Origin of the sequence: Fundidesulfovibrio magnetotacticus (assembly GCF_013019105.1) — a bacterium.
Lineage (GTDB): Bacteria > Desulfobacterota > Desulfovibrionia > Desulfovibrionales > Desulfovibrionaceae > Fundidesulfovibrio > Fundidesulfovibrio magnetotacticus.
The window spans coordinates 556249-569355 of record NZ_BLTE01000001.1; the positions used below are offsets into that span (position 1 = coordinate 556249).

Annotated in this window: 11 protein-coding genes; 5 read left to right on the top strand and 6 right to left on the bottom strand. The window is 66.7% G+C overall.

All coding sequences use genetic code 11. The features are described 5' to 3' along the window. Window positions 1-24: 24 nt before the first annotated feature. A complete protein-coding gene (fdnG, locus tag NNJEOMEG_RS02555) occupies window positions 25-3072 on the bottom strand; it encodes a formate dehydrogenase-N subunit alpha (RefSeq protein WP_173080963.1) in 3048 nt (1015 codons plus the stop codon). Between the two features lie 1006 nt (window positions 3073-4078). On the opposite strand from fdnG, the gene NNJEOMEG_RS02560 reads away from it, so the two are divergent. The 3 genes from NNJEOMEG_RS02560 (at window position 4079) to NNJEOMEG_RS02570 (ending at window position 6745) form a co-directional block, all read left to right on the top strand. Then, window positions 4079-4942: a substrate-binding domain-containing protein gene (locus NNJEOMEG_RS02560; protein WP_173080965.1), complete on the top strand. Its 864-nt coding sequence runs from the start codon at window positions 4079-4081 to the stop codon at window positions 4940-4942. After that, window positions 4935-5708, top strand: coding sequence for a 4Fe-4S binding protein (locus tag NNJEOMEG_RS02565; protein ID WP_173080967.1), 774 nt, complete (start codon window positions 4935-4937; stop codon window positions 5706-5708). The genes NNJEOMEG_RS02560 and NNJEOMEG_RS02565 overlap by 8 nt, the downstream gene beginning before the upstream one ends. A gap of 164 nt (window positions 5709-5872) precedes the next feature. Further along, window positions 5873-6745 (top strand): radical SAM protein, encoded by an 873-nt coding sequence (locus NNJEOMEG_RS02570; protein ID WP_173080969.1) that lies wholly within the window; start codon window positions 5873-5875, stop codon window positions 6743-6745. A gap of 157 nt (window positions 6746-6902) precedes the next feature. On the opposite strand, the gene NNJEOMEG_RS02575 is transcribed toward NNJEOMEG_RS02570, so the two are convergent. Both NNJEOMEG_RS02575 and NNJEOMEG_RS02580 read right to left on the bottom strand, forming a co-directional pair. After that, complete coding sequence (locus tag NNJEOMEG_RS02575; RefSeq protein WP_173080971.1) at window positions 6903-8657, bottom strand: ARMT1-like domain-containing protein; 1755 nt, start codon at window positions 8655-8657, stop codon at window positions 6903-6905. A gap of 7 nt (window positions 8658-8664) precedes the next feature. Then, a complete protein-coding gene (locus NNJEOMEG_RS02580; RefSeq protein ID WP_173080973.1) occupies window positions 8665-9528 on the bottom strand; it encodes an NAD(+)/NADH kinase in 864 nt (287 codons plus the stop codon). 129 nt (window positions 9529-9657) lie between these two features. Here NNJEOMEG_RS02580 and NNJEOMEG_RS02585 point away from each other — a divergent pair, with 129 nt between their 5' ends. Both NNJEOMEG_RS02585 and flgM read left to right on the top strand, forming a co-directional pair. Next, a complete protein-coding gene (locus NNJEOMEG_RS02585; RefSeq protein WP_173080975.1) occupies window positions 9658-10077 on the top strand; it encodes a DVU0524 family FlgM-associated protein in 420 nt (139 codons plus the stop codon). A gap of 120 nt (window positions 10078-10197) precedes the next feature. Next, window positions 10198-10521 carry a flagellar biosynthesis anti-sigma factor FlgM gene (flgM, locus tag NNJEOMEG_RS02590; protein ID WP_173080977.1) on the top strand — a complete coding sequence of 108 codons (324 nt, stop codon included), beginning with the start codon at window positions 10198-10200 and terminating at the stop codon, window positions 10519-10521. A gap of 234 nt (window positions 10522-10755) precedes the next feature. Here flgM and fliW read toward each other — a convergent pair whose 3' ends face one another. The 3 genes from fliW to flgL all read right to left on the bottom strand — a co-directional run bounded on the left by fliW (window position 10756) and on the right by flgL (window position 13102). Next, on the bottom strand, window positions 10756-11265 hold the full coding sequence (gene fliW, locus NNJEOMEG_RS02595) for a flagellar assembly protein FliW (RefSeq protein ID WP_173080979.1): 510 nt from the start codon (window positions 11263-11265) through the stop codon (window positions 10756-10758). After that, complete coding sequence (gene csrA / locus NNJEOMEG_RS02600; protein ID WP_173080981.1) at window positions 11241-11480, bottom strand: carbon storage regulator CsrA; 240 nt, start codon at window positions 11478-11480, stop codon at window positions 11241-11243. The genes fliW and csrA overlap by 25 nt, the downstream gene beginning before the upstream one ends. 71 nt (window positions 11481-11551) lie before the next feature. After that, a complete protein-coding gene (flgL, locus tag NNJEOMEG_RS02605) occupies window positions 11552-13102 on the bottom strand; it encodes a flagellar hook-associated protein FlgL (protein ID WP_173080983.1) in 1551 nt (516 codons plus the stop codon). Between the last annotated feature and the right edge of the window lie 5 nt (window positions 13103-13107).

Here is a 13107-nt window from a genome sequence, read left to right on the forward strand (position 1 = left end):
CGCCCCGGCCTGTCGCGATCGATGCTACAGTTCCGTCACCTTGTCGGCCTTGCGCAGGTTCACCAGGCAGGCCTTGTACTCGGGGATGGTGGTGTTGGGGTCACCCACCGAGGGGGTCAGCCGGTTCACGGCGTCGCCGCACTTGGGCTTGGTCCAGCCGAAGCAGAAGGGCATGCCCACCAGGTGCTGGGTCTTGCCCATGACCTGGAGCGGCTTCATGCGCACCGTGACCATGGCCACGGCCTCCACCTTGCCGCGCAGGCTCTCCACGATGACCACGTCGCCGTTCTTGATGCCCTTTTCCTGGGCCAGCTGCGGGCTCATCTCGATGTACTGCTGGGGCTCGGCTTCCAGCAGGGCCGGGCCGTTGCGGGTTTCGGAGCCGGAGCACCAGTGCTCGGTGAGGCAGTAGGTGGTGAGCACGATGGGGAAGCGCGGATCGCCGTTGGCGCAGAGCTTGTCGAACTCGCTGCCGCTGACGGTCTTCATGCAGGGGTTGCTCATCTGCGCCGAGAACGGGTTCTTGGTCAGCGGGGTCTCCGCCGGTTCGTAGTGCTCGGGCAGGGGGCCGTCCTCGCGTCCGGGGCCGTAGAGCTGGCCGTGGCCGTCGGTGCACATGATGAAGGGGTACTTGCCGCCTTCCATGGCCATGGGCGGCTGCGCGCCGTCGGGCACGTCGCCCGCCCACTTGCCGTCCTCCCAGGCGATGACGGCCTTCTCCGGGTTGTAGGGCTTGCCGTTAAGGTCCACCGAGGCGCGGTTGTAGAGCACGCGGCGGTTCATGGGCCAGGCCCAGGAGAACTTGGGATAGAGGCTGATCTTGGCCTGCATGGGGGTCTGGGTCAGGTCGCGGCGCTTGGCCAGGTTGCCTTCGGCATCCGTGTAGCCGCCGCAGTACACCCAGCACAGGCTGGACGTGGAGCCGTCGGTCTGGAGCAGGGGGAAGCCCGGGACCAGCTGGCCCTTCTTGTACTCCTTGTCCCCGATCTTCACGTCGCGGGTAAAGAAGCCGTTGATCTTCTTGGTCATCTCCTCGGCCACGAACTTCTCGGGGATGTCGTGCTTGAGCACCTGGTCGTGCAGCGCGCCGTTCTTCTTGGCGTCCTTGGCGTAGAGCTTGCGCACGCGGCCCATGAGCTGCACGAACATGTCGCCCATGGCGCGGCTCTGGCCGATGGGTTCGATGGCCTTGTAGTGCCACATGTGCCAGCGGCCGGAGTTGGAGATGGTGCCTTCCTTCTCCGCCCGATAGGCCGAGGGCAGCAGGAACACCTCGGTCTTGCACTTCTTGGGGTCGGCCCCGGGGCGGCGCCAGTTGTCGGTGGTCTCGTTGTGGAACACCTCGCCCACCACCAGCCAGTCCAGCTTGTCCACGGCCTGGCGGACCTTGTTGGAGTTGACGAAGCTCTGGCAGGGGTTGTGGCCGAAGATGAACCCGCCCTTGATCTTGCCCTGGTACATGCGGTCGAACAGGAACAGGTGCGAGCAGTCCATGCCGGGGTCGAGCTTGGGCAGCAGCGCGTATCCGAAGTCGTTTTCCTTGGTGGCGTAATCGCCGAACCAGCCCTTGAGCAGGCTGGTCACGTACTTGGGCCTGTTGCTCCACCAGTTCACGCTCTTGGGGTCGGCCGTGACGGGGGTGTTGGCCTTCATGTACTCGTCGAGCGTCTTCCAGGTGGCGAGAGGGGCGTTGTGGTAGCCGGGGATGTAGCCGTAGAGCAGGGCGTGGTCCGTGGAGCCCTGCACGTTGGGCTCGCCGCGCAGGGCGTTGATGCCGCCGCCCGCCACGCCGAAGTTGCCCAGCAGGAGCTGCACGATGCCCGCCAGGCGGATGTTCTGCACGCCCACGGTGTGCTGGGTCCAGCCCAGGGCGTACAGGATGGTGCCGGCCTTGTCGGGCTTGCCGGTGGCGGCGAAGGCGTCATAGACCTTGGTCAGGTTCTCCTTGGAGACGCCGGTGACCTGGGAGACGAGGTCCAGGTTGTAGCGCTCGTAGTGCTTGGCCAGCACGTTGAGCACGCAGCGGGGGTTGGCCAGAGTCGCGTCGCGCTTGACCATGCCCTTTTCGTCCTTCTCGAAGGCCCAGAAGCTCTTGTCGTACTTCTTCTTTTCGGCGTCGAAGCCGGAGAAGAGGCCGTCCTTGAAGGAGAACTTCTCGCCCACCAGGAAGGTGGCGTTGGTGTAGTTCATCACGTAGTCGTTGAAGTACAGCTTCTTGTCGAGGATGTACTTGCACATGCCGCCCATGAAGGCGATGTCCGTGCCGCTGCGCAGGGGCACGTGGTAGCTGCTGCGGGCCGAGGTGCGCGAGAACTTGGGGTCCACGTGGATGACCGTGGCGCCCTTTTCCTTGGCCTTGAGCACCCAGCGGAAAGAGATGGGGTGGTGTTCAGCGGCGTTGCTGCCGATGATGAGCACCGCATCGGCGTTGCCGATGTCGGTGTAGTGGTTCGTCATAGCTCCGCGTCCGACCGACTCTGCCAGAGCCGGCACAGTGGGGCTGTGTCAGACCCGCGCCTGGTGGTCCATGTGGACTACACCCAGGCTGCGAAGGGATTGGTGCGCCACCGCGCACTCTTCGTTGGACATCTGGGAGGAGCCCAGGCAGAAGCCGGATTCCCAGCGGTTGACCTCAAGGCCATCCTTGTTCTTGAAAACGTAGTCCTTGTCGCGGGTTTCCTTGACCTTCTTGGCGATGCGGTCGAGCATCCAGTCCCAGTCTTTTTCCACCCACTTGTCGCTTCCGGGGGCGCGGTACAGGGGCTTGGTGAGCCTGTTCTCGCTCACGTGCAGGGAGCGCAGGGCCGCGCCCTTGGCGCAGAGGCCGCCGGCGCTGATGGGGTAGTCCGGATCGCCCTCGATGTTGACGATCTTGCCGTCCTTGACGTGGACCAGCGTGTTGCACCCGCAGGAGCAGAAGGGACAGATGGAGATGACCTCCTTGCTGCCCTCGATCTTGAGCCCGGCGGCATAAGCCTGCGCGGGGCTCAGGTCGAGTCCCAGCTGGGTCAGGGTCAGCGTCGCCGCCCCCGCGCCAGCTATTTTGATGAATCCTCGACGAGAAACTTTCATGCGCACCTCCTCAGAGCGTCAAACTTGTCCACAAAGAACGTCCGAAATCCACCTGGGTCCAACAGCCGATCCGGATTCCGCCAGGAGAATGCTCGGCTGATGATCGTGAACGGCACGTGTCGTTCCGGATGCCGCTTTCCCGACACGCTCGCCGGTTGATCCGGGCTGGTTGGCGAAACGGTCGCCGCGCCATCCGAACTTCACCTGCCGTTCCTTCGTGCCGGGGGCCTGCTTCCAGGATGGCCCCGCCCACGAACGTTTTCGTCGTCTTTCCACATCACGAAGGCGGCAGCAAGCGATTTCGGCAAAAAAGTCCAATAATTTTAAGTTGTTAGTTCTAACACATTACCGAGGCGGATGGATGCGATAGACCAGAGAGACGGTCGAAAAGGACGTGGCCAGCCAACCACCGCATTTTCATGCAAAAGTGAGAGGACGCCAAAGGAGGCTTAGGCGACTTTTGACAGACGCGCCTTGAAGAGGGGGAGGACGGAGTTTGAGGGCCTTGGAAGTCGCGTGCCTGGGCGAGACGGGAGAGTCGGTCCTTGAAGGGGGGAGCGGAGTCCGAGGGAGGGGCTCGCCCTATGGGGTGGGACGCGCGGCGTGCCTTCCTCCTTGCTTCGCCGCGCGCCCCGTAAACCGGAACAGGTGGATGGTGAGAAACGCCTATCGATTTTGAATTTCAAATTCAACAACAAACCGTTGCACAGCCCACTGGCGCGGAAAACAGACAGCACGCCGCCGCCCGGTTTGCCCGGCGTGCGCCCGCCCTGGCCCGCAAGGCGTCCGGTCAGGCGCGCCACGGCGCGGTTGAGTCGCCACGAGGTGCCCCACTCGCTTTGCGCGCCCCGCTTCACCGCCGACCTCCTCCGCGTAGTCGTGCGGGGCGATGCCTCGCGCCTTTCGCCATTGAAACAATCGATTGTACGGATCGGCTTCGCCAATCTATACCGCCATCACAAATTGCAGGTTCGAGACTCCGAGGCGAACCCATTGCGAGGCGCTCATGGACGAAAAGACAAGCGGCCCCGGCCGCAGGCTGTTCCTCAAGACACTGGCGGGCTCCGCCGCAGCCCTGGCCGGAGCGGCCGCCCCGGCCTTCGCCTCGGGCAGGCCCCACGCGGGCAGCCTGCTCCAGGTGTGGTCCTGCGGCGGGCTGGCCGAGGCCATGAACCCGGCCAACGCCCTCTACGAGGAGAGCGCGGGCATCCGCATCAGCTACACGGGGGCCTTCGCCGCCGCCCTGGGCAAGTCGCTCCTGGGCTCCTCCACCACGGAGGTTTTCGCCGGGCGCGTGCTGGACCTGGCCAAAAAGCTGCGCCAGGCCGGAAAGATGACCTATTTCAAGCCGCTGTGCTTCACCAGCTACGTGATGGTCACACCGCGCGGCAACCCGGCGGGCATCCGCTCCGTGGAGGACATGGCCCGCCCCGGCGTGCGCGTGGTCCTCGCGCCCGAGGCCTCGCCCCCGGGCGGTGCCGCCGCCGTCAACCTGCTCAAGAAGGCGGGCGTGCACGACGCGGCCATGAAGAACTGCGTGGTGCGGGGCTCCTGCGTGCAGCGCGTCATGGACGACGTGATCGCCGGGCGCGGCGACGTGTCCATCGTGGAGTTGCGGGTCACGCGCATCCCGCTCTTCGAGGGGCGCATGGACGTGGTGGCCATCCCCGAGGCCCTCTTCCCGCCCCCGCCGCTCACCTTCACCGTGGGCGTGATGAAGGACGCCAAAAACCGCGCCCTGGCCGACGACTACGTGAACTTCCTGACCTCGCCCGAAGGCCAGGCCTACTTCGAGCGCGCGGGCTTCATCCCCGCCTTCTCGGACAAGGGCAAGGAACTGGTGGATAAGCTGGGGGTGAAAGATGCCTGACGCCGCAGCGAACGCCCTGCCCCGCTCCCGGGCGGGCTTCTCGTCGAAGGCCTGGCGCAGGGCCTCCCAGGCCCTCTGGCTTCTGTTGCTGGGCCAGTGGTCGTTCTACGGCATCTTCCGCTGCCCGTTCGTGGTGCCCTTCGTGAGCTGCCAGAACTGCCCCGTGCTCACATGCCACGGCCGCCTGTTCAGCGTGTTCTGGGGCTTCTGGGCGCTGTTGCCCCTGAGCGCCCTGCTCTTCGGGCGCGCCTTCTGCGGCTGGGCCTGCCCGGGCGGGCTGGTCAACCAGCTCCTGGGCATGGCCGCCCCGCTCAAGGCCCGCGCCGCCCGCTTCACGCCGTGGTTCGCCCCGGCGGGCGGGCTGATCGCCCTGGCCGTCTGCGGTTACGTCTGGTTCTCCATGGGCCAGCCCCGCGCCAACGTGCCCATCCGCACGGGCGAGTTCTTCCAGGCCGTGGCCCTGACCTTCGAGCACGCCGACCGCCTCTGGATCGTACGCACGGCCGTGGTGCTGGGGCTCACGGCCCTGGGCCTGGGCCTGGCCAACGCCTGGTGCCGCTACGCCTGCCCCATGGGCGCGGCTCTGGAGAGCGTGAAGCGCGCCTCGCTCTTCAAGGTGTTCATGACCCCGGACTGCAACGGCTGCGACGCCTGCCGCAGGGTCTGCGAAATGGGCGCGCGCCCCGCCGAGACCAACTGCACCAACTGCGCCGACTGCCTGGACGCCTGCCCCAAGGACGCCATCCGCCTGGGCAGGAAGCCCTGAACGTGGAACGCGCCGTCCACGGCCCGCCAGGAACCTGCGCACGGAGGGACGAGACCGCCGGAACGCAGGAACCGTCGACTGGCTCCGCCGGGCCGATCCCGGACGAACCGGGAGCGGTCCGGGCGGGCCACCCTGGCGAGGGTCCTGCCTGCCCCGGCACGCGCGTGCACGCCGTCGCGCCGGGGGGCTTCCGGCCGGGAGCCCCTTCCGGTCCGGCCAAGGGCTCGCCGGGGCATCCCTGCTTCGACGATGCGGCCCGCTCAACATCCGGGCGCGTGCACCTGCCCGTGGCCCCGGCCTGCAACATCGCCTGCGGCTACTGCGACCGCCGCTCCGACTGCCCCAACGAATGCCGCCCCGGAGTGGCCTCGCGCCTGCTCTCGCCCCGGGAGGCCGAGGCGGCCCTGGCCGACGCCCTGGCCCGCGACCCGCGCATCCGCGTGGCGGGGGTGGCCGGACCCGGCGACCCCATGGCCATGCCCGAGGCCGTCGTCGAGACGTTCGCCAGAATCAAGGCCCGCTTTCCTTGGCTGATCGGCTGCCTCTCCACCAACGGCCTGGGCCTGCCGGAGCACGTGGACGCCCTGGCCCGCGCGGGCGTGAGCCACGTTACCGTGACGGTGAACGCCGTGCGCCCCGAGGTGGGGGCGCGCATTTACGACGCCGTGCGCTGGCAGGGGCGGGAACTGAGCGGGCAGGAGGGAGCTGGGTTTCTTCTGGAGCGCCAGCGCCGGGGCATCGCGGCGTGCAGGGCGCGCGGCCTGACGGTGAAGGTGAACACCGTGCTGGCGCCCGGCGTGAACGACGCCCACGTGGAGGACGTGGCCCGGGAGGCCGCCAGGCTCGGGGCGGACCGCATGAACTTGATCGGGCTCATCCCCGTGCCGGGCACGCGCCTGGGCGACCTGCCAGCGCCCTGCCCCGGGGTGCTCGCGGCCCTGCGGGGGCGCTGCGCGCGCCACCTGCCCCAGATGCGCCACTGCGCCCGCTGCCGGGCCGACGCGGCGGGGCTGCTGGACGAGGCGGGCTGCTGCTGAACCCTAGTAGCCCGTTGAAAACGTCGATTCTTGCAGCCTGTTCAAAAAACTCGCTGGCAAGGCGCAGGGAAAAAGCCAAGCCCGAAGCGTATTCCTCATACGTGAGGGTTTGGTTTTTTCCCTGCAACGCAGCCAGCGTGGATTTTTCAACAGGCTGCTAGCGGCTGGCGATGGCCGCGTCGAAGAACTTGCCCACGCCGTACTCCCTGCGCCGGAAGAACTTCTCCGGGTCCGGGCCGATGAGCTGCATCTCGGGGTGGGCGCGCTGCACGTCCAGGGCGATGTGCATCTCCTTGGTGCAGCCCGTGGAGAAGGTGGCGTCCTTGCCGGCCCAGACCGGGGGCACGGTGCGACCCATCAGCTCGAAGGCCGTCTCGATGTCCTGGCTTGTCTGGAAGCGCCAGACGTTGATGTAGCCGGAGCGCTGCACCTTCTCCCACATGAACATCAGGTCGTCTGCGTCCATGCCCTCCTCGAAGTGCTCGGCCGGGCTGATGATGAACGTGCCCGCCAGGCGCGCCCGCAGGTGCTTCACGAAGGCGTTGAGCACGCGGATGGCCGTGTCGGTCTCGTGGGGGATGGAGCCCACGATGGCCGAGTAGAACATCACGGTCTTGCCGGAGGCCTTTTCGGCGCGCATGCGCGCGATGATGGCGTCGGCCTTGGCGGTGATCTCGGGCTCGGTGAAGGAGCGCAGCCCCGAGGGCCTGGGCTTGAACTCCGCGTTCAGGTCGTCGCCCGAATCCAGCCGGATGCAGACCACGTCGCGCGTGAACTTCACGGAGGTCTGCATGATGCGCCGGTGGTTCTGCTCGCCCTTGGCGATCACCAGGTCGGACTCCTTCCAGGCCCGGGCGAAGGTGACGCTGGTCTTGTAGAGGTTCAGGCGCTCGCGCGATCCGTCGGAGATCACCAGGAAGGGGTTCTCCTTGATGGCCTGGAGCAGGCCGTTCTTGCTCATGCGCGGGTCGGCCAGGATGCGCGCCCCGGCGAGGGCCTGGACGAGCACGGGGTCCTCCTCGGCGTCCCAGATGGTGGGCGCGTCGAAGAAGAAGCCGTCCTTGAGGGCCAGGATCACGCGGTGGCCCATGCGCAAAAGCGCCCGCACGGCCAGGATGTCGAAGACGATGCCCCCGGCGGAGTCGGGCAGGTAAAGGATCTTCATGGACTTGGGCCGCCCGGGGTCCAGCACCCGGCGCAGCACCTCCGAGGAGGAGCAGCGCGTCAGCTCCTGTTCGATCTGCTCGGGGGAGGGGTTGAAGGCGTCCTCCTCCCAGACGCGGCTCCACACGGAGAGGCACAGGAGCCTGGTGATTTCCAGCATGTCCAGGTCGAAGCGCATGTCGCGGATGGTGGCGCAGTGGAAGCTCAGGCCCGGGCAGGTGCCCAGGGCGGCGCTCATGGCGTGGGAGTCCAGGAAGCGGGCGGCGCGGCGGTTCATCAGGCGCTTGCGGTCGCGGTGGGGGTCGTCCTGCCCGGCCTGGGCCAGGAAGATGGACGTGAGGCGCTTGAGCAGCCGCGAGGGGATGAGCACCGGCGCGTTGACGGCCTGGCGGTACTTGTGGTCGCACAGGGCCAGGATCATCATCTTCTCGTATTCGCCGGGGCAATGGCTCTCGATGAGCTCCAGCACCTGCCGCCACACCCTCGCGTAGGCGTCCATGAGGGAGGGCTCCTGGTGCTTCTCCAGCAGATGGCCCAGCATGGCGTCGGAACAGGGCACGTAGATTTCGTCGGGACCGAGCGCCGCCATGAACCGGATCTGCTCGGGCGAGGCGTTGCGCAGCGGATCGATGGAGTGCTCGATGTGGTTCTCGCTCATGAAGTGCAGAAGCCAGGCGTCCAGGAGCGGATCCTTGCCGTAGCGCAGCTCGGAGGGCTGCCCGATGGTGGGGAAGTGCACGGGAGTCATGGAGCGGTTATCGCTCTCTTATGAATCCCTTGTCCAGGAGTTTGCCGAAATAGGAGTGGCGTCCCACGGCGACGAGGTTCAGGCAGTAGGGGGCGCGGCGCACGCGCACCCAGTCGCCCTGGCGCAGGTCGAAGGTGGCCTGGCCGTCGCAGGTGAGCACCACCTCGGCGGTGGCCTCCTCCACGCCCAGGTCCAGGGGCCGGTCGGTCGGCAGGACCATGGGCCTGAAATCGCACAGGAAGGGGCAGATGGGCGTGAGCGTGAGCACCTGGAGCTCGGGGTGCACCAGCGGCCCCCCGGCGCTCATGGAGTAGGCCGTGGCCCCGGTGGGGGTGGCGGCCACCATGCCGTCGGCGCGGAACCCGCCCAGGCGCTCGCCCCCGAACACCACGCCCACCTTGATGAGCCGGGCCATGGAGCCGCGCACCACCACGTCGTTGACGGCGGGGCTTTTGAACACGCGGCGTCCCTCGCGGGCCACCTCGGCGGTGAGCATGGTCAGGCGGCTCACGGCGAAGCCCTTCACCAGGGCCATCTCCAGGGGCCTGCGCCAATCCTCCCCCGCGATCTGGGTCAGAAAGCCCAGGCGTCCCAGGTTGATGCCCAGAAGCGGCGCCTGGGCCTCGCCCATCTTGCGGGCCACGCTGATCATGGTGCCGTCGCCGCCCAGCACCACGGCAAGGCCCGGCGCGGGTTCGCGACCGATGAAACAGGAGGCGTCGGAGCAGCCTTCTTGGTCGGTGCGGTTTTCCACCACCCGGGCGCGAGCGCCCTTCTCCGCCACCCAGGCGGCGATTTCCTCCGCGAGAGCCCCTGCCTGGGCATCTCCGGACTTGACCACGACGAGCACATCGCGCACGGCTGTCTGCATGCCGCCCGTCTAGAGCAAAGCGCCCCGGGCTTCAAGCCCGGGAAGGGCGCGCCGGGAATTTTCACCCGGCCCCTAAAGAAGTTTCGTCTCACGGCCGATAGGCACCGTGACGAGCGAGGAGAATCGAGAATGGCCGCCAACCCTGCCCTGATCCGCAACATGCTGCGCACCTACGGGCGGCAGGTCACCACCGCGAGGCGGCTGGCGCGTTACAGGCGCACGCTGCGGGCGGCCGGGGCGGAGGACGAGGTCGAGATCTCCCGCGAGGCCAAGCGCCGCGAACTGGTGCACAAGGTGGCCGCGGAGATCGTGGAGAGCCTCATCGTCACGGGATCGGAAAACCCCGTTGTAGTGGACATCAAGAAGGATCTTGAGGCCGCGTTCAGGACGAAGTTCCACTTCGCCTATCCTCCGGAAGAACAGGACTTGCAAATCTTCCGGTTGCTGGGCGACAACGACGCGGTGGAAGTGACCGGCCCGGAGAGGGTGCGCGTGCTGGAGACGCTCTGGCGCATTGCCCTGGAACGGGTCGACGAAACGATGCTCTAGCGGAAGGAGTTCCGCTTCGCATGGGCGCAGCGACTGGCAGGCCGCCTGGGGAGACGGCCTCATCCGAGCAAGGAACCGGGCTCTGCGTCAGGACGGGTTCGCCCCGTCCGGGAGGGGATCATGGACATTAAAAAGATTCTGGGAGGATCGAGCCCCTACATTCAGTCCAAAGTGGAGAAGGGCGAGGAATCCACGGCGTCGGCCAAGGTCGAGAAGGCCAAGGCCAAGGCGAGAAGCCAATCCTCCGGCAGCGGGGACCGGGTTTCCGTGTCGGGAGACGCCAAGCTGGTGGCCGAGGCCGCCAAGGCAGCCCAGGAGTCCCCGGACATCCGGGTGGAAAGGGTGGAGGCCCTGCGCGCGCAGGTGCAGTCGGGAACCTACAACCTCGATTCGCGGCGCATCGCGCAAAAGCTGGTCGAGAGCGATCTGGATTTTCTGAAGTAGCGACGGGCGCACGGCCCGGGAGGAAAGGTCGCATGGACAGACAGGCCCGCTCGCCAGGGTCCGGGGAGAGAAACGCCCGGCCCCTGGCGAGCCGTTTTGCGTTCTTCTGGACCGCACGCGCCGCGGACCCGTCCGTCCCCTCTGGCCGCGCCCAGGAAAGCCAGCGCGAAAAGCCTCCCCCGCATGGCGAGGGAGGCCCGGTTGTTTCGAGTCCATGCGGGCGCGCGGCCCGGATCAGTCCTGGGTGTCCTGGCCGGAAGCGGCGTCCCCGCCCTGCCCCTGGGCCTTGCCAGCGGGCTCCAGCGGTTCGCCGGGGCGGTAGTGCGTGGGGTATTTGGCGTCCACCTGGGGCACCTGGAGGCCTACGCGATCCTCGCGGTTGATCACCACGGGGCCGGTGAGGTTGAGCGTGGTGTCCTGCGGCCTGCCGGGTGGGATGGTGACGGTGACCAGCACGAGCACCTGGCGGATGTTGTCGATGCGCAGGATTTTTCGCTCGGCCTCGCCCACCACCACGTCGTAGTCCTGGATGAAGCTGTAGGGATCGGCCACCATGAGGCCCAGGCGCGGGTCGTTCATGCTTTGCAGGATGACGAAGGGCGAATCTTCCCTGATCTGCACCAAGGTGAATTCGCGCTCCTGCTCGAAGCCGATGAGCCCCCTCGGGAAATGGAGGACCCGTTCGGGAGGAACGCTCAGCGCGCCGATGCGGCTCTGGATCACTCGGTCTTGTTTTTTTGCCATAACGCCGCCGCAGCGAACACGTCCTGTTGATCCGCTTCCATGGCCAAGCGGTTCTGCTCGAGCACGCGCAGGTACACTTCTTCCCTGTAGACAGGAACGTCCTGGGGCACTTCCAGACCGATCTTGATCTGTTTTCCCTGCACCCCGAGAACGGTGATCTTGATTCTGTCGCCCAGGTGGATGGACTCCCCCGGGCGGCGCGTCAGTATGAGCATTCCCGCCTCTTATCCTTGCCGTTGCCCGCGCACCCTATGGCGCGCACGCCGCATTGTCAACGCGCCAGCCGCTACAGATAGTTCATGAGGCTCAGGTTCATGATCATGGAGGTGGACTTGAGCACCGACTGGTAGGCCAACTGCTGCTGGGCCAGGCGCGTCATGAGCTCGGAGATGTCCACGTCCTCCACGGTGGAGAGCTGCTCGGTCTGGTTGAGCTTGAGGTTGTCCAGCACGCTCTTGGACACTATCAGCCTGTTCTCGCGCGCGCCAACGTCGGCGGCGTAGTTGAGGATGGTCTGGCTGGAGGAGCGCAGGTCGGCCAGGCACTGCTGCACGCCGGACTGGTTGTTGGTCTCCAGGAAGGCCACCAGCTTGCCCACGGTCTCGAAGAGGTTGGTGGCTCCCGAATATCCGGCGATCACCACGGGGCGCGCGGCGTTGCTGGCCGGGTCCTGGTAGATGCCGCCGAAGATGTTCTTGCCGATGCCGTTGAGGGCGATACGCTCCGTGGGCGAGATGTCCGCCATGATGAGCGCCTTGCGTGGGCGCACGATGAACATGTCGCCCGCGTCCAGGGCGTTGCCGCCGTTGGAGTGCAGGGTAAGCACGCCGCCGGGGATGTTCAGGCTGGCCATGGAGGACGAGGCGTCGGGCGTTGAGACGTTGGAGAGCACCCACGTCACGCCGCCGTCCAGGCTGTAGGAGTAGCCCACGTCCGAACCCAGGGTGCCGGCTTGGTCGATGCGCACGATCACGTTGTTGGCGAAGACGCCTGCCGCCGTGCCCGTAACGGTGGAGCCCATGCCCTGGAGGGGGTCCACGGCGATGGAGTCCTCGTCGTCGCCCTTGTAGATGGCCGTGGGGCGCACCCACATCCAGGTGCCGTTGGAATCGTTGGTGTTGTTGGCCGCAGTGGCGGTCACGGCGGTGCCGCGGTCCAGCTCCAGGGTCACGCCGCCCAGAGAGAGCTGGAAGCGGTCGGGCGCGCCGGGATCGGAGACGGTCCCCTGGTTCCAGGTGTTGCCGCCGTCGGAGGTCCAGCGGAAGGTGGAGCCGGAGGCCAGGGCGCCGCTCTGGAGGAACTGCACCAGGGTGGTCTTGTCATTGTAGCCGTTGACCCTGAACCCCGCGTTGGACACCACGCCCGCCTGGTTGGTGGTGAGCGTGAGGGTCTCCTCGTAGGGGTTGATGTTGGTCTTCTGGCCCGCGAAGATGGACTTGCCGTCGAATTCGGTGTTGCCCATTGCGACGAGCTGCTGGAAGAGCTGGCGGGCCTCGGCGGCGATCTGGGAGCGGTTGTCGCCGGTGAGGGTGCCGGTGGAGCCCTGCTCGGCCAGCTCCTTGAGCCGCGTGACCACGGTGTTGGTCTGCACCATGGTGTTGTCCGCGAGGTTCAGCCAGCCTTCGGCCATGGAGATGTTGGTCTCGTACTGGTCCATGGCGGCCAGGTTGTCGCGGTAGCTCAGAATGCGGGACATGCCCACCGGGTCGTCGGAGGGGCGGTTGACCTTCTTCTGGCTGGAGGCCTGGAGATTCGACTCCATGAGCTGCGACAGCGTGGTGTTCATGTAGTTCACGCTGCTGCCGTAGATCATCTGCTGGGCGACGCGGTATGCCATGACGC

What these genes read in the sequence shown, in the direction of transcription:
- NNJEOMEG_RS02560 (WP_173080965.1), top strand. Translation starts at nt 4,079, where the DNA reads ATGGACGAAAAGACAAGCGGCCCCGGCCGCAGGCTGTTCCTCAAGACA.
- NNJEOMEG_RS02565 (WP_173080967.1), top strand. Translation starts at nt 4,935, where the DNA reads ATGCCTGACGCCGCAGCGAACGCCCTGCCCCGCTCCCGGGCGGGCTTC.
- NNJEOMEG_RS02575 (WP_173080971.1), bottom strand. Translation starts at nt 8,657, where the DNA reads ATGACTCCCGTGCACTTCCCCACCATCGGGCAGCCCTCCGAGCTGCGC.
- NNJEOMEG_RS02580 (WP_173080973.1), bottom strand. Translation starts at nt 9,528, where the DNA reads ATGCAGACAGCCGTGCGCGATGTGCTCGTCGTGGTCAAGTCCGGAGAT.
- NNJEOMEG_RS02585 (WP_173080975.1), top strand. Translation starts at nt 9,658, where the DNA reads ATGGCCGCCAACCCTGCCCTGATCCGCAACATGCTGCGCACCTACGGG.
- flgM (WP_173080977.1), top strand. Translation starts at nt 10,198, where the DNA reads ATGGACATTAAAAAGATTCTGGGAGGATCGAGCCCCTACATTCAGTCC.
- fliW (WP_173080979.1), bottom strand. Translation starts at nt 11,265, where the DNA reads ATGGCAAAAAAACAAGACCGAGTGATCCAGAGCCGCATCGGCGCGCTG.
- csrA (WP_173080981.1), bottom strand. Translation starts at nt 11,480, where the DNA reads ATGCTCATACTGACGCGCCGCCCGGGGGAGTCCATCCACCTGGGCGAC.
- flgL (WP_173080983.1), bottom strand. Translation starts at nt 13,102, where the DNA reads ATGGCATACCGCGTCGCCCAGCAGATGATCTACGGCAGCAGCGTGAAC.